Origin of the sequence: Pedobacter sp. KBW06 (assembly GCF_003852525.1) — a bacterium.
Classification (GTDB): domain Bacteria; phylum Bacteroidota; class Bacteroidia; order Sphingobacteriales; family Sphingobacteriaceae; genus Pedobacter.
Window position 1 is genome coordinate 1501 of sequence record NZ_QAJL01000006.1, and the last position, 22587, is coordinate 24087.

Annotated in this window: 15 protein-coding genes; 3 read left to right on the forward strand and 12 right to left on the reverse strand. The window is 42.3% G+C overall.

What is annotated here, in order from left to right; all coding sequences use genetic code 11:
• From DBR43_RS30010 to DBR43_RS30020, 3 genes are all read left to right on the forward strand, one after another.
• The coding region (locus DBR43_RS30010; protein WP_158622634.1) for a condensation domain-containing protein at nucleotides 1-3384 on the forward strand (3384 nt) is incomplete at its 5' end.
• Nucleotides 3381-4259, forward strand: coding sequence for a glycosyltransferase family 10 domain-containing protein (locus DBR43_RS30015; protein ID WP_124587044.1), 879 nt, complete (start codon nucleotides 3381-3383; stop codon nucleotides 4257-4259). The genes DBR43_RS30010 and DBR43_RS30015, both read left to right, overlap by 4 nt.
• A gap of 46 nt (nucleotides 4260-4305) precedes the next feature.
• Complete coding sequence (locus DBR43_RS30020; protein ID WP_124587045.1) at nucleotides 4306-5055, forward strand: glycosyltransferase family 2 protein; 750 nt, start codon at nucleotides 4306-4308, stop codon at nucleotides 5053-5055.
• On the opposite strand, the gene DBR43_RS30025 is transcribed toward DBR43_RS30020, so the two are convergent.
• The 12 genes from DBR43_RS30025 to DBR43_RS30080 all read right to left on the reverse strand — a co-directional run bounded on the left by DBR43_RS30025 (nucleotide 5023) and on the right by DBR43_RS30080 (nucleotide 22516).
• Nucleotides 5023-5754, reverse strand: a complete 732-nt coding sequence (locus tag DBR43_RS30025) for a thioesterase II family protein (protein WP_124587046.1) — start codon at nucleotides 5752-5754, stop codon at nucleotides 5023-5025. The two genes, DBR43_RS30020 and DBR43_RS30025, sit on opposite strands and share 33 nt — an antisense overlap.
• 21 nt (nucleotides 5755-5775) lie before the next feature.
• Entirely contained in the window at nucleotides 5776-6555 is a 780-nt protein-coding gene (locus DBR43_RS30030; protein ID WP_124587047.1) for a glycosyltransferase family 2 protein, read from the reverse strand.
• A 12-nt stretch (nucleotides 6556-6567) separates the two neighbouring features.
• Nucleotides 6568-13608 carry a non-ribosomal peptide synthetase gene (locus DBR43_RS30035; RefSeq protein WP_124587048.1) on the reverse strand — a complete coding sequence of 2347 codons (7041 nt, stop codon included), beginning with the start codon at nucleotides 13606-13608 and terminating at the stop codon, nucleotides 6568-6570.
• Between the two features lie 3 nt (nucleotides 13609-13611).
• Nucleotides 13612-14802, reverse strand: a complete 1191-nt coding sequence (locus DBR43_RS30040) for a nucleotide disphospho-sugar-binding domain-containing protein (protein ID WP_124587049.1) — start codon at nucleotides 14800-14802, stop codon at nucleotides 13612-13614.
• A gap of 2 nt (nucleotides 14803-14804) precedes the next feature.
• On the reverse strand, nucleotides 14805-15086 hold the full coding sequence (locus DBR43_RS30045; protein WP_124587050.1) for a phosphopantetheine-binding protein: 282 nt from the start codon (nucleotides 15084-15086) through the stop codon (nucleotides 14805-14807).
• A complete protein-coding gene (locus tag DBR43_RS30050; protein ID WP_124587051.1) occupies nucleotides 15052-16458 on the reverse strand; it encodes a class I adenylate-forming enzyme family protein in 1407 nt (468 codons plus the stop codon). Before DBR43_RS30050 ends, DBR43_RS30045 begins: the two co-directional genes overlap by 35 nt.
• Nucleotides 16459-16885: 427 nt before the next feature.
• Entirely contained in the window at nucleotides 16886-17530 is a 645-nt protein-coding gene (locus DBR43_RS30055; protein WP_124587052.1) for a hypothetical protein, read from the reverse strand.
• A gap of 140 nt (nucleotides 17531-17670) precedes the next feature.
• The gene (gene gwsS / locus DBR43_RS30060; protein ID WP_124587053.1) at nucleotides 17671-18786 is read right to left on the reverse strand and encodes a grasp-with-spasm system SPASM domain peptide maturase; all 1116 of its coding nucleotides are present in this window, start codon (nucleotides 18784-18786) and stop codon (nucleotides 17671-17673) included.
• A 213-nt stretch (nucleotides 18787-18999) separates the two neighbouring features.
• Nucleotides 19000-19983, reverse strand: a complete 984-nt coding sequence (gwsG, locus tag DBR43_RS30065) for a grasp-with-spasm system ATP-grasp peptide maturase (protein ID WP_124587054.1) — start codon at nucleotides 19981-19983, stop codon at nucleotides 19000-19002.
• A gap of 82 nt (nucleotides 19984-20065) precedes the next feature.
• Nucleotides 20066-20251: a hypothetical protein gene (locus DBR43_RS30070; RefSeq protein ID WP_124587055.1), complete on the reverse strand. Its 186-nt coding sequence runs from the start codon at nucleotides 20249-20251 to the stop codon at nucleotides 20066-20068.
• A 261-nt stretch (nucleotides 20252-20512) separates the two neighbouring features.
• Nucleotides 20513-21568, reverse strand: coding sequence for a hypothetical protein (locus DBR43_RS30075; protein ID WP_124587056.1), 1056 nt, complete (start codon nucleotides 21566-21568; stop codon nucleotides 20513-20515).
• Nucleotides 21569-21637: 69 nt separating this feature from the next.
• On the reverse strand, nucleotides 21638-22516 hold the full coding sequence (locus DBR43_RS30080; protein WP_124587057.1) for an AraC family transcriptional regulator: 879 nt from the start codon (nucleotides 22514-22516) through the stop codon (nucleotides 21638-21640).
• Nucleotides 22517-22587: the final 71 nt, after the last annotated feature.

Consider the following 22587-nt stretch of genomic DNA (forward strand, 5'->3'; position numbering starts at 1 on the left):
CTCTCCTCGCCTGTTTTTGATGCAGCTACGCTGGAAATATGGACACCGCTGTTGAAGGGTGCCCTTCTGGCAATACATCAGGATGTGAGAACACTGGTCTCCAATCCTCAATACTTCGCCAGGTTCCTTGCAGAAAACCAGGTATCCGTTCTGTGGCTTACAAAAACACTTTTCGACGGACTCTTCCTCCTTGATCAAACCCTCTTTGCCAGGCTCAGGTACCTCATCATCGGAGGAGAAGCACTGGACAAGACCGTGGTCAACAGGATGCTGGCCAGTCCGCATAAACCGGCCATATTCCTCAACGGATATGGCCCCACAGAAAGCACCACCTTCACCTGCACCTATGTCCTTGAACATCAGGTAACCGGCAGTACCGTGCCCATCGGCAAGCCCATCACCAACAGGAAGGTCTATGTGCTGGACAGCAGTCAACAACCTGTTCCCGTTGGTGTACCCGGAGAACTCCACATTGCCGGTGCAGGACTGGCAAGAGGTTACCTCAATGACCCTGAACTGACCGCAGAGCGGTTTATCCGCAGTCCTTTTGCCTCTGAAACTGAAAAACAAACGGGCGCTGACCGGATGTACAAAACCGGAGACCTGGTCAGGTGGCTGCCCGACGGAAACATTGCCTTTATCGGCAGGAATGACGAGCAGGTAAAGATCCGCGGATACAGGATTGAGCTGCCGGAAATTGAACATGCAATCGTTCAGATCCCCGGTGTCGCTCAGGCCAGCGTGCTGGTCAGGGAAAGGCAGACTTCCTCCGGCCTCTCCAAATTCCTAACCGGATATTATGTCCTGGATCCGGGCCATACCCCTAAAAATGATGCAGGAATCCTCGATGGATGGGAAGACCTTTATGATATAGAATACGGAAAACATCCTGAAGCCGCCAATACAGAAACAGATTTCTCCGGATGGAACAGTTACATCACTGCTGAGCCCATACCCTTACAAGAGATGCAGGCATGGAGAAAAGACATCCTGGAGATCATCCATTCCCTTGAACCTAAAAACGTTCTGGAAATAGGTGTCGGTTCCGGATTGCTCATGTATCCCCTCTTGGATACCGTACAGCAGTACACGGGTCTAGATATATCCAAAACCGTAATCAACAGGCACATCCGTTACCTGGAAGGTAAAAACACCAACCTGCAGCTCTTTCACCTGAAAGCAGACCAGGTCGATCAGGTACCGGCAGAACAACCCTTTGATACGGTCATTGTCAACTCTGTATCCCAGTATTTTCCGGGCATTGCCTATTTCGAAGACATGCTCCTGAAAGCATTTGACAAACTGGGTGAAAACGGGGTCATCTTCCTTGGCGACATCCGGAACTATGACCTGCAGAAACAACTGATTACAGAAAAACTACAATATGCAGGAAAAACATACCAGCAGCAGGACATCGACAGAATTGCCCTGAGAGACAACGAATTCCTGCTCTCGCCAACCTATTTTACCCGCCTGCCCGAGCGTTATGCGGATATGGAAGTCAGCCTGCTCCTAAGAAATGGCAGTTATGACAATGAGTTGAGCAGATACAGGTACGATGTACTCATTACCAGAAGAACAACAAATAAAACGACAATAAACAAAAGCCAGGCACCGCCTCAGGGAACCTACAACCTCCCATTCCTCAACCAGCTCACCAACGAAGACATCCTCTCGGCAGTCAGAAAGGTATTGCCTGATTATATGGTGCCCACAGCACTGGTTCAGATGGACAGTTTCCCGCTAACCACCAACGGCAAACTGGACAGAAGAGCACTGCCTGACCCGGAAACCGGAGATGGCGATAAATATGTGGCGCCACAAAACGAAACTCAGACCGGCATCTGTAACATCTGGCAGGAAGTTCTGGGCATCTCAAATGTCGGTATTGACGACGATTTCTTCCAGGTTGGAGGAAATTCAATCCTGGCCATTCAAACCATATCCAGGATCAAAAAAGAATTCTCCGTGCTATTGAGCCCTAAAGACCTGTTTCAAAATACAACGGTAAGGCAAATTGCAGCGCTCCTGCTGACCTCAGCTGTTCAGGAACAGGCGATCTCAGAGGAGGAATCACCCAATAGCCAACACCATGCAGCTATAGACAGTGACCATATCGTGGCCGATGTCTTAAAAAGCCAGGCCTGGCGGTATCTGGACTATAAAGCAGGAATCCGCGTCCCTAAAAATGCGGTGTTGTACATCAGCTATCATCAGCTGGATAAAAAAGCTTTAAACAGCGCAATGGACAGCCTGGTGATGAGACACGACAACCTCAGGGCACGGTTCTTTGACTGCGAGGACGGAAAGGTCCGGCAGCAGATCAAAGTCAGCAATATCATGCCAACCGACATTCAGGTACAGGACCTGTCAGACCTTGCAGATGTAGATGCTGGCATTCGGGACAACATTATGGAAATGTCGAAATCTGTGTTTGATTTCCGGAACGAACCCGCTTTCAAATACAGACTGCTCCAGCTAAACGAAAACAAACACCTCCTTGTGTTCGTGATTGACCATATCATCTACGATGCACATTCCCTTAAGCTCATCAAAGAGGAATTGTCCATACTGTACGATGCCTACGCTGCCCAACAACCCAATCCTTTAATCCCGTTGAAACTGCAGTTCAAAGATTATGTAAAGGACCACAACAGTCATTATACCGGAGAAAAATTACAATACCATCAGGCATATTACGACAACATCTTCAGCCATCCTCCGGCAAAACCAACCCTAAAAAGGGAACAAAATGAATCCGGATCAGCGCCGGAAACTGCTGGAGCAGCCTATACCTTTTTTATTGAAAAAGAACTGCTCGATGAGATCGTTTTACTGACCACGCAACTCAAGTTAAGCTTCTTTAATTATATGCTGGCCACTTATAGCGTTTTGCTCAGCGAAATCAGCGATCAAAATGATTTCCTCATCGATTCCCCAATGTCTACACGTCTGGGCGAAGACTATGCTAAAATTGTCGGCTGGCTCACCGGAGCGCTTGTTACCCGGATTAAAACCCGGGAAGACAGCGATTTTAAAGCACTGCTGTTCAAATGCCGGGAGGCGGTTGTCGATGCCATGGATCACATTTATTACCAGAGTCTCCACTTACATCTGCCCAAACAATGGAACGAGCTGGCTACTCAATTAAATGTCATTAACGACATCCATACTGCAGATGGCTACATCGAAGACTTCAGCGATTTCCATTCCGGGCTTGACTATATTTATTTTGATATCGCATTTGCAGTAAGGGTCTATCAGAATGGCATTTCCGTAGAAATCATTTATAAACCAGAGGTATTGGACAAAAACGATCTGCCATTGATCGCCCAAAAATTTACAGCTATTTTAAAAGAAAATATAAATTCAGTAGCGATATGACCCGACGCAAAATACTTTTATACAACAGACCCTGGGGGCAGGAAAACGACGAAGATTATACCGTTCCGATTACAGACGAATTTGAGCTTACAGTAAAACGGGAGAATCTGGACGAAGCTGTTGCCGTCATATTTCATATGCCCACCTTAGAAAGGGAGGACGAATTGTTAAATAAAGGCAGGAAGAAAGGTCAAATCTGGATTTACTGGTCAAGAGAATGTGAAGAACACTATACCTGGCATCGTGCCCCTGAAATCACCCGTTTATTCGATTTAACCGTTTCATACCGGTTAGATTCCGATGTTCCGTATCCTTATTTTGAAACAGGCTATAAGGCGCTTTTAACGGCTCCCCCAAAACCAAAACATCACTTTACCAATGCTTTTATATCCAGCAATTTTAACCACAGCAAACGGATTGAATACCTGCAGGAACTCATGTCCTATATCAAAGTCGACTCTTATGGGAAGTTATTCAAAAATACCGGCCTGCCCGACGACGAAGGAGAAAAGACAAAAAACGATTTCATTTCTACTTACAAGTTCACATTAGCTTTTGAAAATGCGATAGCTCCCGACTATGTTACCGAGAAATTCTTTCAGCCCCTGATCGCCGGCTCAGTTCCCATCTACCTTGGGGCACCCAATATAGAAGATTTTGCGCCGGCCGATCATTCCTACATCAACGTGAATTCATTCGCTTCGGTGAGCGACCTCGCTGGCTACTTGAAACACCTTGACCAGAATGAAAATGAATATCAAAAATACCTGAACTGGAAAGAACGTACGTTAAGAGCGTCCTTTGTGTCCATGCTCAATTCTGTGGAAATTCATCCGCTTATCCGGCTTTGCGAAAAGCTAAAACCCTTATTGTAACCATTTTAATATCACACAGCGTTTTTATTTACTTATTTTTATCCATATGAATGTTCAAGATCCCTTAATTTCATGCCTATGCATCTCAAAAGGCAATCCCTCTTTTTTAAAAACCATCATAGATTGCTTCATCAGTCAGACCTATCCCCGCAAAGAGTTGATCATCATATATGAAGGCAGTAACGATTTTCTTGAAACACTGGATCATTCGGAGCATAACATAAAAACATACCAGGTGGCGCTGACGCCTAAAAAAACGCTTGGGGATTTAAGAAACATGGCCGTATCAAATGCCGAAGGCGAATATGTATGCCAGTGGGACGACGACGACTGGTACCATAAAGACCGCTTGCTCAATCAATACAATTATTCGAAAACAGACAATTGTGCCGGCTCCATTCTAAACAGATGGCTGGTATACGATAAAAGTGAAGAAGTGGCTTACTTATCTAATGAGCGGCTTTGGGAAGGAAGCATCCTCTGCCAAAAAGAACCCATGCTACAAAGTAAATATGAAAGTTTGTCCATAGGCGAAGATACTTCCGTAATTGAGTATTTAGACAGCAACAAGCTATTGCAGCACATGCCTTCCAGTGCACATCTTTACATCTATACCTATCATGGAAAAAACACCTGGGACCATCAGCACTGGAGCCGGATATTTGACTACAGTACGCGTCTTAGTGAAACCCAGTCGGAGATCGTTGAAAAGATTCTGAACGGTCAGTTAAACTGCAGCGAAGGCTCCCTGATCCTTGATGATTTATTCAGCGATGTTTACACGCTGATACTTTGATTTAGTGACCACACTTTCGATGATCGAACAAATTTCGTCAACATGGTCAAAAATAAAAAAGTGATTTCCGGCAAATTCAAATAGCTGAATCATTTCGGTAGTTTCCAGTTGCCAAAGGTCCATATCATCCGAAACCAGTTCATCTGCAGTCCCATAAAGCCCAACAATTGGCAGGTTTAATTTTTTGTGGCTTTTATATTGAAAAGTTTCCGCAGCCTGAAAATCAGCCCGCATAATTGGTTCAAAGAATTGCATAAAATCATCGTTTTCCAACACCTCTTTTGGCGTACCACCCAACGTTTTCAGCGCTTCCCTGAATTCCGAAGGTGGTAACAGATAGGTAGCCCTGTTGATCGGTTTTGACGGTCCTCCTTTTCCAGAAACAAAAAACGTAGCTGGAAGGGGGATCCCCGCAGCAGCCATTTTTCTGATCAGCAATAAGCCTACCTGTGTACCCATGCTATGGCCAAAAATATAATACCTGCGGTAATTACCCAGAATGGGTGTGATCACATCATACAGATCATCTGCTATTGCCGCACAATCATTTAACAAGGCTTCGTCAAAACGTCTGCCCCGGCCCGGATATTCCAGGACCTTCACGTCACTGAATTTGCTGATCTCCTTTTCCAGCGGCGCAAAATGATACGCGCTGCCCCCTGCAAATGGTATTAGAATTACTAAATCTTCCTTTCTCATGTCAATCGATAATATGATGCTTTAATTTAATATTTTTTCAATAGGTCCTTTTACCCAGTCCATATAACGGACTTCCGCCAGCAAGGCTTCTGCAGAAAGCAGACGGGACCCTTCCTCAAGGGAATAACCACCTTCCAGGATCATTTTTATACAGGAACTAAAATCTTCCGAGAGTTTCTGACTCTTTAGAAAAAAGGCCCGGAAGTGGCTGTGATTGCCAGTATTCTCCCCGTTATAAATATAAATGTACAAGGTGGGGTTAACCACGGGATATATTTCATCCAGAATATTTGCAATCAGCTGCGTGTCCTCTCCTTTATTTTTGTCCAGATACTGGTACTCCCTCAGTTTATCTTTCTTACACAGCAAAGTACCTTCCCATACCCAATTGAAAGACATATAAGCCCTGTTAGCGGTCGCATCATATAAAATAAGATTCGTGAGGATACTCGCGTTTTTTGCATTCCTTTTCATTTCAAGGTACTGCGTCTCGACCCGGAGCTCATGGTACCAGTCGTCATCATCCCACAAGCAAATGTACTCCCCATTACACCTGTCGATGGATATATTTCTTTTGGCACCCAGGCTCAATTCCAGACTGGATTCAATTTCTATGAACACCAGGTTTTTTTCTTCATAACGATGAAGGAGTTCCTTCGTTGAAACATCATCATCCAGGTATACAATGACCAATTCCTTATTGGGATAGCGCTGCCCCTGAAAACAACGGATGGCACGAACTAAAGCTTCCGGCCGCTTATAGGTTACGCATAAGCACGATATTAAAGGATATCTGTTCATTTAAATATATTTTTAGACAATTTTAGCAACAGGCTCTTCTTCAAACAGCCTGGCATATTTCTCAATTGTACTGTTCCTGTAGATCACACCCGGACCTGAAGACAGTTTACTCTGGGAGTAAACCTTTAATGCCTTGAAGGAATTCCCACCCAGATCAAAGAAGTCGTCGGTTACACTGATCTTATCCGCCTTGATTCCCAGTACCTCACTCCATATATCCACCAGCCGTTCTTCTATCTCGTTCCTCGGCGCGATATACGCTTCCGCGGTTCCTAATTCCTCTCCTTCTATGGCCAGCAGGGCTTTTTTATCCACCTTTCCATTTTTAGTCAGCGGAATTTCATCCACCTTCACAAATGCGGCCGGGACCATATAGGCAGGCAATCTTTCCCTAAGGAATTTACGCAATGTTCCCAGGTCAGCATCGTATTGTCCGAAGATATAGGCTACAAGTTCCAGCTCATGGTCTTTCCCCGCTTTGGCCAGAACGGCTACCTTTTCTATTCCCGGATATTGCCGCAATACCGCTTCTATTTCTCCCGGTTCAATTCTGTAGCCTCTGATCTTTACCTGTTCATCTACCCGTCCAAGGTATTCCAGCTCAAAATTATCCAATACCCTTACCCGGTCTCCGGAATCATACAAACGCTCCCCTTTCCTGAAAGGGTTGTCCATAAACCGGACCTTAGTCAGGTCTTCCCGGTTCAGGTAACCTCTTCCCACGCCGGGGCCGCCGATATACAGCACACCCGGAATACCAATAGGCGTCCTATTCATCTCCTTATCAAGAATATAACAACTCGTCAGCGGGATAGACTTTCCGATATTGCTCACATCCGACTCCATTTCTTCTGCCCCAATCTCTTTGTAGGTCGAAAAGACGCTGGTTTCTGTGATGCCATACATATTGATCAATCTCGCATCAGGATAGCGTTTACTGAATCCTTTCAGCTTTCCCGCAGCCAATGATTCACCGCCACAGATCACATACCTGAGTTTCAAATCACAGTCGTCACGGCTTTCAATTTCTGCGATGATGTTATAAAAAGAGGAAGGCGTCTGATTCAATACCGTCACGCTTTCTTCGATCAGCAAATCCACAAATGACGAAGGATTTTTTGCCACCATAGCAGGTACAACGACAAGCGTTGCACCCCACAGCAATGCGCCATAGATCTCCCATACGGAGATGTCAAAACAGCAGGAATGGAACAAGGTCCAGGCATCTCCGGGATTGATATCATAGAAGAACGCATCATTTTTGAGCAGGCAAACCACATTCCTGTGTTCAATTAAAGCACCTTTCGGATTACCTGTTGTACCCGAAGTATAGATCACATAGCACAGGTCATCCGGACCATTCAGCTTCGGTAAATTATCGCTGCTGTACTGATCTGCCTCAGCAGCAAACTTCAGCAAGGCCTCGTCATCGATCATGACACGGCATTTGCTGTCGGCCACAATAAACGCAATGCGATCCTCCGGATAATCCGGATCGATTGGTACGTATGCCCCTCCGCTCTTCATCACCGCAAGCATGGAAATGATAATTTCTATAGAGCGGCCCAGCCTGATGCTAACGAGATCGTCGGGTACAATATCATAATTTGTCCTCAGGTAATTTGCCAGCTGGTTGGCTCTTGCGTTCAGTTCTCTGTAGCTGAGTTGTTCCTTTCCGATGGCAACAGCTATCTCATCAGGGCTCAGCAGAACCTGTGCTTCGAACAGGTCAACCAGGGTTTTATCTTCAGGATAGGCAACAGCTGTTGTGTCCATATTTCGTGTCAGCTGAGCGAGGTCACTTTCTGTAATAAACTGACATTCTTTGATGGGAGCCTCAGGAGCATACAGCAGAAAATCTAAGGTCTGCTTACATAACCTCACTACCCGCTCTGCAGAAAAACCACACTTTAGTTCTTTCTTCAGCACTACGGTTAAACTCAGCGCTCCTCCGGTTGTATTTACGGTAAGGTCTAACCAGGTATTTGTTCGTTCCCGGCTCGCCAAATGATCAATTGTCCTGCCCGTCTTTACTGCTCCAGCTTCCTGCTGATATCCCGCATAGAAATCCACAAAATTGAAGATCACATCAAAGAAAGGATTCTCTGTGCGCCTGCTGCTTTTATGCAAATCTGCTATTTCAGAAACAGACAGTTTTTCATTGTATTTCAACTCGCTTAGCCTGGTCTGAACAGCTTTTAACAGTTCTTCAAAATTAAGAACCCTGCCCATCTCCATTCTGAATGGAACGGAATTTAGAAAACATCCCAGGATCTTGTCGCTATCAGCAGCATTATGCCGGTTATTCGTGATGAGGCCTATCAGCAGATCATCCGATTGAGAAAGCAGGCCAAGGGTATATAAATAAGCAGTCAAACTGATCTCCTTCACTGATGCACCCAGCTGCGTCGCTTTTTTCTTCAGCAGGCTTAAATATTCGCTTCCAAAAGAGGCAGAATATTCGTCGTCAGTTTCTTTCCAGGTAAAAAGGTCAAGCCGCTCCCATTTATCGAGTTTTTTGAGCCAGAATGACTTTACTTTCTCGTTTCTCCTGACCAGCAATTGATCTATTACAAATTCTTTATAATCAGAGCTCAGCTTTGCCGGCCTGTAGGCATTGTTGATTAGAAGTTCCTCATAGACCTTTTTCAATTCTGCGATGAATAAAGAATTGCTCCAGCCGTCGAATATCGCATGATGGAATTGCCAAACCAGAATGATTTCGGTCTCACTAACCTGAAATACTTTCATTCTCCACAGCGGAGCCGTCGAAATATCAAAGTAAGTACCCAGTTCCAATTCCATATAAGCGGAAACAAGTTGCGGGTGCTCCTCCTCCGGAACAGCAGACAGCTCTTCAAAGTCAACCTTAACCTCAACCTCCTTTTCAACGATCTGTACATCACCAAAAGGCGTATCCAAATTGAAAGAGGTCCTTAGTATCGCATGCTTGCTCACCAGCAACTCCATCGCCTGCTGATAGATTTCCTGATCAAAGCGAGCAAGGGCCATCTGATAGGCAAACTGGTCATGATACACACCCAGGTCCTTATTCAGGATAGATTCGAACACCATTCCCCTTTCTATATCGCTCATCGGGAATACGTCTTCCGTACTTTCCTCCGCTATTAGTCCACTGGAAATAAACTGTTTTCTGATTTCCTCAAACTCCATTCTTACCGCAATTCTCTGCTCATTTTCGAGCGTAGTTTCCAAGTAGATATCATGCCTGTTCTCAATAATATAATTTGAAATCTTCTCAATCGTGTGATTCTTATAAACCACATCTATTGGGATAGAAACATTCAGTTTCGCCTTTAGCTTTGCCACTACCGGCAATACCTTTATAGAATCACCACCCAAATCAAAAAAGTCGTCCGTTATGCTGATTCTGCTCTTATCGATTCTCAGAATCTCCGCCCAGATGTTGAGTAACGCTTCTTCTATCTGGTTTTTTGGTGCCACATATTCCGCTCCTGTTCCAATCTCTTCTCCTGCTATGGCCATCAGGCTTTTTTTATCAATCTTGCCGTTTCTGGTGAGTGGAATTTCGTCAGTCCTGACCAGTTTGGCCGGAATCATGTAAGCCGGCAAACGGCTTCCAAGGAATGTCCGCAGCTCGCCCAGGTCGTCATTATTTTGTCCCACAAGGTAGGCCACAAGTTCTTTAAGCCCCTGTTCATCCTCCTTTGCCAGTACCACTACATTTTCTATTCCCGGATACTGTCTCAATACGGCTTCTATTTCGCCCAGTTCTATCCGATATCCCCGAACCTTCACCTGTTCATCGATTCTTCCCAGGTATTCCAGTTCGAAATTTTCCAGCACTCGTACCTGATCTCCGGAATAATACAAACGTCCGCCGGTCGTGAATGGGTCGGTGATGAACCTTTCCTTTGTCAGTTCTTCCCGGTTCAGGTATCCTCTTCCAACTCCCGGGCCTCCCACATATAAAACGCCTGGAACACCAAGGGGTACAAAATTCATTTCTGCATCCAGGACATAACAACTGGTTACCGGAAGTGGCACTCCGATATTGCTGATCCCGGATTCCATTTCCGTCCTGCCTATTTCTTTGTACGTGACATGAACTGTCGTTTCTGTGATTCCGTACATGTTGATCAGCCGCGTATCGGGATAACGCTCGTTAAATTGTTTCAGTCTGGCTGGAGCCAACGCTTCTCCACCAAATATGACATACCGGAGCTTCAATTCACAATCCGCCCTTGACGCAACTTCCTCTATAAGGTTATAGAAAGAGGACGGTGTTTGATTCAATACACTTACCCCTTCTTTTACCAGCAGGTCTACATAAGCAGCAGGGCTTTTGGTGACCAAAGCAGGTACCATGATCAATTTTCCACCAAACAGCAATGCCCCATAAATTTCCCATACGGAGAAATCAAAACATGCAGAATGGAACATGGTCCAGACATCCCGATCATCAAAATCAAACCGACTGGCCTCATTCTTCAACAGGCAAACCACGTTTCTATGTTCTATCAGCACCCCTTTCGGCCTGCCTGTTGTACCTGAGGTGTAGATCACATAACAAAGATCTTCAGGTTTATTTACAGGAGACGGATTCTCAATGCTATATTGATCTGCTGCAGCTTCAAACGCCGCGAAGAACTTCTTATCGATCAGAACACGACAGGCACTGTCTTCAGCAATAAAATCAATGCGTTCCTGTGGATAGTCCGGATCGATTGGCACATATGCCCCTCCGCTTTTCAGAACTCCCAGCATGGCAATGATCATTTCTACAGAACGTTCCAGCATCACAGCCACCAGGTCATCAGGCCGGATCTTATAATTTACCCTCAGATAATCAGCCAGCTGATTGGATCTTTTGTTCAATTCCCTATAACTCAGCTGCTCCTCCCCAAATACCAGCGCAATATGATCTGCGTTTAGCTGCAGCTGTTCTTCGAACAGATTAACCAGGGTTTTACGCTCCGGATAGACCACATCGGTATTGTCCAGCTGCGCGATCAATTGCTTCCTGTCAGCATCAGTGAGCAAGCTATGTTCTTTTAGTCTTTGTTCAGGAAAAGTCATCACCTGATGAAACAAAGTACGCAGATCGACCATAAATTTTTCCAGGATCTTCTCTGAAAACAATCCGGGATTATAATCAATCTGACAACTTAAAATATCCTTCGAAATATCACCGAATGACAAGATAAAATCCCTCTGACTACTTTCATCAGTAAGCAAATCAGGTCTGAAGGCAGGTTCTCTAAGATCGGTTTCGGGATCAAAAGACAAAACCAAGTTGACCTTAGCCTTTCTATCTTTATCAAGCAATGCAAAAGCAGCATCCGGATTGTTCACAATAGGAAGGAGTAATCCACACAGTCTGGTAAACAGCTGTCCGAAGGTTTCCTGCTCAGTGCTGTCGATCCGAACCGGCAAAACCATGTTTTGCCCCAGTTGTAATCCCATCACATAGTCCTCCTGTTCCGTATAACGCTCTAAGAGCACTGCTACCATTGCAGTGATGGCAATGATGCCTGAGGCTTTAGATGAGCCATACCGGCCGCTGAAAGGGCTATAGTATTCCGCATCAACTTCCCCCTTAACAGCGCTCCTGGCCATCTCTCCCCTGGCAGCATAAGACTGCCCCTGAAAAGAATGTAATTTTGTAAAGGGCCGGGAAATAGAATGGAGCCAGCGGGCCTGGCTGCTTAATGCCTGGTATTGCACTGAGGCAGCAAACAAATCTATATCTTCTATTTTATTACCGGGAGCGCTCAGGAGCTCGCCCAGAATATGTACATAACTATCCAGCAGGAACTGACAGGCATCAGCAAAAACACCATCGCAAGCCAGGGTTAATTTAATCCGGATCTCGTCTATGGAGTCAACAACCATCAGTTTAAGGTCAAACTGAATTTCCTGATGCTGCGTTTCTCCATCGAATTCCAATGGCAGGGATTTCATCCCATCCAGGGAATCACCTTTGTCCACAACTTTCATGAAGTTAAAAAGGATTCTGATCAGCGATTCCGAATAACTCTTATCATTGAATTTCAGCTCTCTTACCAACTCATCATAAGGCAAGTCCTGGTCTGCTTTTAAATTGGCCATTAACTCATGATTCACCTGATCCAGGAAAGCCCCAAGCTCTTCTTTTTCATTCACATCCTGATGATGGATGATCCGGTTGGCAAAAGTACCGATTACCTCTTCGTCTCTTCTTCTTTCCCTTCCGCTTGTTACATTTCCAATAGAAACCTGTTGCTGACCGCTGTACTTATGAAGCAGAATAAAATAAGCAGTCAGAAATATGGAAGAAAAGACTTTCTTATTTTTCATGGCGTAGAGCCTGGCCGCAGTGGCCAGTTCCGCAGGAAGCAACAATTCTATTTCCTTTGAAAGTGCTTTTGATCTGGTAAGATAATGTAATGCCTCAAGTTCATTAAAATTCAAGCGCATCTCATTCATCCAGACCTGTTTTGTCTTTTTGAATTTATCCGACGACAAATACGCTGCCTGATCGGTCGAAAATTCGTGGTACTGTCTCCGTTCTTTTTCTCCGGCCGGCTGCATTACCTCAGAAGATTTGATCAGGTTGTAATACTTTATCAGATCTTTCCAGAAAATATTGATGGCAGTAGCGTCCACAATCAAATGATTAAAGACCCCAATCAGGTAATACTCCTCTTTTGAAACCAATACCTTCAGCCTGAACAAGAGGTCATGCTCCGTATCGAAAGCAGTGCTCAGTAAATCCTGAGCTTTTTCTGCTAAACGCCCATGCAAAAGCACACCGTCCACATGCTCCACATTAAACAAATTGTTGTCAACCTTAATATTGTCGTTAATTACCTGGAACAATTCTCCATCATTGCTGGTAAAGGTGGTCCTGAGTGAACTATGTAATTTCAGCACCTGATCCAATGCATCCTTCAAAACAGCAAGGTCCATTTCCCCGGCAAATCTTTTAACACTCATGTAATTCCAGTAACTTACGGAATGAAACATAGAATGGAACCAGATGTTTCTTTGCTGAGGGCTTGCAGGTACGCTATACAATATCGTTCTCATATTTTAGGTATGATTCAGTTTTAATTCTTTATCCAAATAGGTGCTGATCAGTTTGATTGTCTTATCGGTTACCTGCATAGCAGACATTTCATCTGAGAGCGCAGTGATCTTTTCCTTGTACGACGGATCATTCATCAGCTGTAAAATGCGTTCAGATAAATTGGGCATTGTAAGTGCGGATCTATCCAGGTGAACTCCCAGTCCAAGATCTGCGATTCGCTCTGCCGTAATCTTTTGCTCTGTTGTTTGGGGTATCACGATCATCGGTGTTTTCGCGGCCACAGCTTCACTGACGCTGGCCATTCCGCCGCTGGTCACAAACACTGCAGCTTCCAGTAGTGTAGCATTCTGATCAACAGATTCCGCCAGCGTAATCTCATTTCCCACCGGATCCAGACTTTCCTTTTTCAGCGATTTTCCCAGAGATATTATGCCTTCCAGCTGAAGGGAACTTATGGCCTGGATACAGATATTATAAAACGCAGTATCAACGTTCAAAATCGTACCTAATGATACATATACCAGCTTTCTTTCCGAAGTCTTGGCCGGGAGAATTGTAGGAAATCCAATAAATTTATAGCTCTCATCCAGGAGGTTGATATCCGGCTGAAATTCTTCAGGGATGAGTACCAGGTTCAGATTTCCGCTATTGATATAGGCATCCCAGATGTCCACCCGTTCGGTGATATTCAATCTCTTATAAAGTTGTTTTGCCTTCGACAGGAAATTAAAAGCCTGATCAACTTTCTCTGTCCCGGCACCTGTTGCCGTTCTGAATTTCCTGAAATAAGGAATCATGATCCGTTGATCCATCACAAAGGTAGTCGAACACATAATTGCCGGCAGTTTAAAATACCTGGCGATCAGCTTGGCCCAAATTGACAGGTGCGGATAAATGATAAAGTCCGGTTGCTCCCGTTCCACTTCAGCAATCAGGAAATCCATTAAATGAATGGTCGTATCCATCAAAACCTCCGTCAAACGGTAATAGGAAGAGTCGCTGTGGATCCAGGGGCTGTCGTAACCGGAATCAAATGCCGGATAGGTTTTGAACTTAAAAGAATTATTTCCTTTAAGTGCATGGTTATTATACCAGATGATCTCGTAACCATTGTTTGCCAGTCCGTTCATCACAGGCACTAATGAACTATTGATACTTTCGGACGGGAGACTTAAAAATAAACCCTTCCACATGGTCAGACTTTTCTTGCGCTGATGTATTCGGCCAGGCTTTTAAGATTCGAAAATACGGAGGTATTGATGTCGTCCCCATCAAAGCTGAGCTCAAATTTTTCTTCAACTGCAACGATAAAGGAAACTACGTTTATCGAATCCAAACCAATTCCATCCTCATATAAAGAAGCGTTTTCATCTATATCATCAGCTGAAACGTCCGTTTCAAGGTTTTCCGCGGCAATCATTTTCAAGGTTGACATTACCTCGTCAGTTTTCTGTTCTAATACTGTTTTGTCTATCATGTGAAATTCTTTTTAATGATAATCGATCCGGCTTACCATTCCCCAAAAGTGGAAGTTGCTCGAGCAGGAAGAACTGCTCAGGTACCAGATGCCGCTCCATGGATTGCAGGCAAATCCGTTTAATGCGATCAGCATCAATAATATCCTGATCTGTCACTTTACAAAATACAGTCAGGCTCTTACCCAACACATTCTCAGCTTCATCAATTACTACAATCACTTGTTCCACTTCTTCAACCAACCCCTCAATAGCAGACTCAATTTCTTTCACAGAAGTAAGAAACCCAGACCTGTTCACAAATTGATCTACCCTGTCCAAAACACTAAATTTATTTTGTGGATGTATTTGTCCCATATCCTTGGTACGATACCACGAATCTCTCTCATATATGGTCACATTTCTTCCCGAGCTATCTATGTAGCCATCGAAACCAGCATCCTGCTTACATAAAAGCTCTCCTTTAGTCCCATTCTCCACCATAATCTCAACGTTTTCTATCGCTTGCATAGACCCGTCCATTCGCTCTTCTATGGTCCCGTTTACCGGGCTTGTTGCAATGGTGCCCAGTTCAGTGCAACCATATAAATTGATCATTTTCGCGACATTTCTTTCAAATTCCAGATACAGGTCCTGGCCTAATTTGTCGCCGGCACATATAAATAAGGGTTTAAAAGGAAGATTTTTGTTCAGCTTAATCAGCATTTTCCCTATCGTTGGAACGATCAGTGCCAAATCGGGTTTGAAAGACTTTATGGCCTCGTTGATGTTAACCACATTGCTGTTTCCAAGCAGGTATATTGATGATCCTGCTATTATTGCCGGTAAAAAACCTACACCCAACCCAAACATATGGTTGATCGGCACCGGAACCAAAATTCTGGTTTCCGGCCCCATGGAGAAGGTATTTGCTACTTTACCTGCATTCAGCATCATTGCCGGGAGCTGATATTTAACAAATTTTGGACTGCCCGTTGTGCCGGACGACTTAAGTATTACGATTCCATGATCAGGAATCAGCACCTGAGCATTTACCTCATCATGGTGATCGGACACCTCGATGGCGTCCGGAATTTCATCCTGGAAAGTTGAACCGGAAAAGCGTATGACTTTATCGCAGAAACCCGGCACTTCCTTTTCAGTTTCCTTCCCAATGAAAAAATTAATATTTCTGGAAATGAAGTACAGGAAAAGTACAGCACTATTGATGCTATTACTCACCGGAAAAAAATAGCATTGGACCTTTTTCGGAAGAACCTTGTCCAATGACTCAAAAATGTTTAGGATTTGCTCAGCAGAAACAGCAGTTTTACTGTCTCTACACACCCAGTCTTTTCCCAGGTGGTTGATTATTTCTCTAGCTGAATGGCTCATAAGCGGGCTAAGGACTTTTCATTATTGAAAGCAATACGCAATTTGTCTATATGGCAATAACATTATTGATTTCTGAGCGATAATACCCGGAAACCGGCTCACCAATTTAGCATTTTTTTTGTCTTCTAATATATTTTATTTTTTATTTGATAATAAATATTAAATATTGTGATTATGTAACATAACCTGCGCTAAGGCTACTAGAACGTTAAAAAATACTATAAGCATAGATTTTCATAACATAAGAATAATATAAAGTTCAAAATTCTCCTTACTGAAATATTTATTTTGTAAAACGCTATACTTCGCAGGTTCCACATAAGAAAGCACTGCTTTAGAATTAAGCTATCTTAAATTAACTTTACAAAAACAAGATGAGAAATTTGCGAAAGTAGCAAATGCGGTTTTCATAGCCCCTGACAAACTTTTATATGTTACCTTTTGCGGAAAAGAAAGAAACAACCTCTTGTTGAGTCAAGAGGTTTTTAATATAAAGCTTAACCTCTTTAGATGGCAGTATGGTTGATTTTAACTGCATAGATCTTAGAGACCCGTCTTTTTGAGGTGCAATCAGGACTACCCTCCCCAAATTCAAATCAAAAAGACGAAAGTTTACAACCGCATAGTTATTTCTGTCTGCTGTAAGAAATGAAATAAAATCAATTTTATTATTTTTAGTTTTAATGCTTCCCTGCCCGATATAATCCGGGTAATTTCTTGAACTAACACTCGACTCCATGTGTGCATAACCATCTTCAGCTATATAATCCGTCAGGGCAACAACAAGAAAGAAAACTTCATTTGGATTTACCCCAAGATAGTCTTGATTAATAAAAGACTTATTGACGTAAAACCCATTGTAAACAATCTTTTTGTCGTTCAAACTAATCCCGGAATAATTTGCGACAGTACCATTTCCCACAAAGGCAGAATCTCCGATAAGACTGTATTTTGGTCCCGGGAAAATCCCCTCCACCATAGGTTTACCTGAAAACTCTATGTCCTTTAAGTCAATTTCAAAATTACGTTTAGACCAGGTTGTCGAATCTTCTCTATTCTTCAGGTGTTGCATCTTTTTACTCAAATCCCACCTGAACCTATTTTTCTTTTGTTTCTGAGCATTTGCAGACATAGATAATAAGACCAATGGTGAAACTAAAAAAACACATAAAATTATTTTGCGAAAAGTGAATGCCATCCTATTCAAATAAATCAAATATCAATTCCATAATGTGCTATTGCATGTTGCCTGCCTACCGTCCAATCGGTCCAGGTACCATCGTTAGGATTATAACCGCATTTTAATGGCTTGGATAAAAAGTCATCCGGAGACTCAATATACGCACGACAATCCGTACATACTGCCCTAAATTCGCAGGACTGACAAACATTTATCAAATCCTTATTTATCCCCCAAACACGCCTGAAACTTTCAGCGTCTACAACATCTCTCAGGACAATATCGTCAATAGATCCAAAATCATGAATCATGGACGGACAGTTCTTTATTAAACCCTCTTCGTCTATTGAAATTTTCTTATTCAAACAACTATTATAAGAAATATTGTGCATAAAACTCTGAACGTCACCGATGGAAAAATACTTAGCGTCAATAATGCCACAATGACTTGCACCCGTGATTGGCGTAGTATAAAAATGAATTTCTCTATGAATCTCTTGTTTGAGGATCTGATCTTCACCTTTATATCCAAAATCTGCAATAAGAACCTTATTCTCCGGGGCAGAATGTACAAAAAGAGAAGAAATTAAAACATGGTCATTATATAGATCAACATAATCCTGATCGGTAAAAGAAGCATGGTATTTAATGATTAACTCTATACTTTGTATCGACTTATTCTCGGCTAATTTAATCACATCCGACAACTCCTTTATCGTGTAAAGACTTTCAAAACACCTCAACTGAACATAAATACAACCCAAACTATTCAGCTGATCAAATATGCCCCCAAAATCATGCTTTCGCAAACGGACGTCAACAATAGCATTATTAATTAACTCCGGAGATTCCCACCTTTTCTCTAATTCCGGAAATAATTCTAAATCATCCACAAACATCCCATATTCCTTTTCGAGTAAAAAGTCAAGGAACTTTGTGAATTCAATATGACTTTCCAATTCCAGGTCATTATATATCTCCTTAACAGTGCTTTGTTTGAAAATCTCAAAAAACGGATAAAACGAACTGGGAAAGACTTCCAACGTGGTACGTGTCAAATCGCAAATTGTTGAGTTTTTCGCACCCCTGGTTGGAATACAATCTGCAAAAACAAGAAAATAACTATCGCAATCTATATAAGATGACATAAATTATTAAAGCTTAATTATTTTTGAAATAGGCCTGTTTAAATTTTCTCTGCTATAAAGCACAGAGCCGTTCTTTAGCGAACGTTGAAATAGCTTCTTTTCAACTTCCAGTGGAATCATTTTATTAAAATATATATATCTGAAATATATGGGACACTTTTCCATCTGTAAGGGATCAATGTGCAGCGGCTCTTTCGACAGCATAATTTGGATTTAATTGATTAAAAATTTCGCAACCTCTTTCTCCAGATAGTAATTACAAGGGTATGAAACCATAGAAAACTGACCCACCGGATTTATCTCCAAAAAAAAGTACTCGTTATTTTTATCGACAACAAAGTCAGCTGACCCGGTATTCAAATCAAGCGCTTTAAAAAGTGCCGCCAATTTTAACTCCACTTCAGCAGGCAACCTGAAAGGTAAAAACCTATTGGGTTTACGCTCGTCATACTTTCTAAAGTCAACCTCAGTCTGTTTATTTCTCTGCGATAAAATCACCATTGAATAAAACCGATCACTCAGAAAAAACACCCTTATCTCAAATTTTTTATCTACTTTCTTCTGAAACAGGGAAGGAAAAAACACATCTGAAATGTTAACCAAATCAGACTCATTAATTTCTTCGGTATAGGAATAATAGCTATGATTGACATTATATATACTTACCCCTTCCGAAATCGCCTTCGTGATTAAAGGTCCATTTTCTACGAGCTTACGGGAAAGTTCTTTTTTTGTGTTAATTACAAATGTACCGGGCGTTTTTATGCCGAACTGCCTGGCTAGATCCAACACATGCAGCTTATTCAAGCTTGAATTGTGATATGAACCCAAACTAACAGGAGACCTGTGTGCTACAAACTGCTTAATATAATCATTAAGCGCCTGATTTTCAGAAGAGATATTTCCAATTAATTTTTTCTCCAGATTAATGTCCTGGCTCAATTTTATCTCTTTTAATTTCGATTTAGAAAACGAAATCACCCCACCTCTTCTATACCAATATGACTTTGATTCAAACAGATTTATAGGTATTCCATTTTTAGATATGATAAACGAATCAATACCATTATACCCTACAAACTCAATATCCTCAACATCTGAATCGATCCGGACAAAATCCTTGACACCGAGAGCGATTAACCACCTGATCACTTCGGTTGTTGTATGGTCTTTTGAAATACTATTAATGACAATCATGAATCAATTTTTCTTATAAACTAAAAAACAATCCATTATTAACAGTCGTTAATAATGGATTTAAAATAATCAACTCAATGAATTATGCTTCTTCATTTGGTCTTTCATCCGAGTCGCTGGTTTCAGTATCCGAATCATCACCGGCAGACTTAGTAGTATGACCGTTTGATTTGGTATTGAAAAAAGCAGCACCACCTAAAACATGAAAAAGCTGCTCTTTCTCTAATGTTTTTCCTTCGAATTTTTCTAATGAAATCTTCTTCTTCATAATAAATTAATTTTGGTTGTTAAATAAATTGATTAATTGAATTTACAAAATTCAAATTAATACACTATGAATTAATATAACATGACCAAACAATGACAGTCATTAGATTTACGACAATTAAAGCAGTATTTTTGCAAAATAAACCTTATAAAAGACCTATTTAAGTAAAAATAAAAGCCATAACTTAACATAAAAAATAATACAACATCCTATTTCAGCAAACCGCCTTGGTAAGAACGCGTCAATCGTTAAAAAAATTGGCTACCTATTCCTTTTAAAAAGTCCTGCTTTTAAATCCGCACCAATTGAACCTTCCGCTAACTGAAGGTAATTTCGCTTGCTTTGGTCTTTTTCAATTTGAACGGTACCTGTGGTTCTTATATTTTTCATTTCCAGAAAATCGGCTGAAGTTGCATTGTTGCCACTCAATGGACCGCTTCCAAACCCTGCCAGATTGGTATAATCGGTAAAAAGGCAATCATAAGCTTTATATCTGTTGGTACTTCCTTTTTCTCTTATCCAAACTGTGCTGCTATTGGCAATAACGTTATTATGAAATTCGAAAAAGTCCCCATCGGTACTCCTGGTTGTCCAGACCCCACTAAAATATCCTCCATAAACCAGGCAATAACGCATAGCATTGCGCCTGCCTCTCCCGTTTTCGCTCTGCCAGAAAACCACCGGAATCTTGCAATTGAAAAACACACAGTGATCAATCACCAGACCATAGCCATTTGCAATAACCCCAACATGCAGCGGTAACACATCAACATTGCCGGCAAACAGGCATTGCGTGATGACCAGATCGTCCAGTTTTTTACCATCGCGCCAAATCGGATACGAACGACGAAGATTTTGATCATCGATATAAGCATAATCCGGACTCCCTGTAAATCTTAAGCCCTCAATCGTGACGTGGTCAACCTCCGGTTGCAATCCTCTCGCCTCTTCCCCACCTACACCAGGCTTAAGTGGTACGGCTGTGACCACGACAGGCATTTTCTGAGGCATCCAGTCCGGATCGTCCGGCATAACTTCCGCACAAATCACCAGACGACTTTCGGCGGTATACTTATTATTGCTGAATACAACAGTTTCTGTTAACAGGTGTATGCCTTCTGTAAGCGTGATGGTCGTTGAACCCGGGTGTTCATTGACATTCACCCGCCTTGCCGCTTCAGCAATCGTCTTTAAGGGCTGTGCTTTTGTTCCTGAATTTACATCCTTGCCAATCCGGGGATTCACATATAGTTCTTGTGCTAATGCCCCCATTGCTATCGTAAGCAAGAAAAAGAGGCTGAATAAGTTCCTGATCATTTTAGTTTTTTTTCAAAACTAGCCTTAGCCCGGCTTTTAAAATGGTCATTTTGAACTATAAATGGTCAATTACAATTGATCTTTATATTGTTGTGGGGTACTGCCGGTAAGCTTTTTAAAAAACCGGTTAAAATTGGAAGGATCCGAGAAACCGAACTCATAGGTAATCTCTTTGGCAGATTTATTATAAAATAAGGCTTTCTTTATTTCCGAAATCAACTTCTGATGGATCATCTGCTGAGCAGAGAGTCCACTATATTGCTTACAGAGCTTTCTAAGGTTTACGGGACTGATATTCAGCATTTTTGTGTAACTCAGCACATCGTGATGGACAGTAAATTCCTTTTCCAATAATGCCCTGAACCTGTAAAAATCCGCAGGTACAGAGGTGTCGCTTTGCAAATGGTAGGTATTGGCATAGTAACGGTTAAGGACAACCAGCAACTGGTACAAAACTGCTCTTATCAAATGACTACTGTCGTTCTGAAGACTGGAAAACTCCTGTTCTATGGTATGCACAAGTTTCAGACAGCGGGCAAAATCTGTTTCCGGCATCTGCATTTCTGCAGGCCGGGAATATTGATGAAAGTATTGAAACCGGTATAAAAACAGATGGTCTGAAAAAAACAGATGAAGAAATTCTTTTTCAAAGAATAAGGTATAACCCTTTACCACTTCTTCAATATCCCAATGCCGTACTTGTCCGGGACTGGTAAAAATGATGGTGCCGGGACTGATCGACATTTTGTGCTCATCCAATGAAAAAATACCTTTACCCTGCTCTATAAACAGAATTTCATAAAAACTAAGCTGATGTAAGGTGGAATCACGCACATAGTGATTTAACATTTCCACCCGGCCAATATCCAGCAACAATTCCCTGCCATATTTATTAGGTAGAAAATGGTAGGTTTTGATCTTCGCCGTTTGTATATTCTCTCTTTTCATTCAGACCTTAATCTGTTAAATTTCCTGTTGGAAGAAACGTAATGTAACTGAACATATGATTTAATCCATCA

Coding starts and splice junctions, on each gene's coding strand:
- DBR43_RS30015 (WP_124587044.1), top strand. CDS start 3,381: ATGACCCGACGCAAAATACTTTTATACAACAGACCCTGGGGGCAGGAA.
- DBR43_RS30020 (WP_124587045.1), top strand. CDS start 4,306: ATGAATGTTCAAGATCCCTTAATTTCATGCCTATGCATCTCAAAAGGC.
- DBR43_RS30025 (WP_124587046.1), bottom strand. CDS start 5,754: ATGAGAAAGGAAGATTTAGTAATTCTAATACCATTTGCAGGGGGCAGC.
- DBR43_RS30030 (WP_124587047.1), bottom strand. CDS start 6,555: ATGAACAGATATCCTTTAATATCGTGCTTATGCGTAACCTATAAGCGG.
- DBR43_RS30035 (WP_124587048.1), bottom strand. CDS start 13,608: ATGAGAACGATATTGTATAGCGTACCTGCAAGCCCTCAGCAAAGAAAC.
- DBR43_RS30040 (WP_124587049.1), bottom strand. CDS start 14,802: ATGTGGAAGGGTTTATTTTTAAGTCTCCCGTCCGAAAGTATCAATAGT.
- DBR43_RS30045 (WP_124587050.1), bottom strand. CDS start 15,086: ATGATAGACAAAACAGTATTAGAACAGAAAACTGACGAGGTAATGTCA.
- DBR43_RS30050 (WP_124587051.1), bottom strand. CDS start 16,458: ATGAGCCATTCAGCTAGAGAAATAATCAACCACCTGGGAAAAGACTGG.
- DBR43_RS30055 (WP_124587052.1), bottom strand. CDS start 17,530: ATGCAACACCTGAAGAATAGAGAAGATTCGACAACCTGGTCTAAACGT.
- gwsS (WP_124587053.1), bottom strand. CDS start 18,786: ATGTCATCTTATATAGATTGCGATAGTTATTTTCTTGTTTTTGCAGAT.
- gwsG (WP_124587054.1), bottom strand. CDS start 19,983: ATGATTGTCATTAATAGTATTTCAAAAGACCATACAACAACCGAAGTG.
- DBR43_RS30070 (WP_124587055.1), bottom strand. CDS start 20,251: ATGAAGAAGAAGATTTCATTAGAAAAATTCGAAGGAAAAACATTAGAG.
- DBR43_RS30075 (WP_124587056.1), bottom strand. CDS start 21,568: ATGATCAGGAACTTATTCAGCCTCTTTTTCTTGCTTACGATAGCAATG.
- DBR43_RS30080 (WP_124587057.1), bottom strand. CDS start 22,516: ATGAAAAGAGAGAATATACAAACGGCGAAGATCAAAACCTACCATTTT.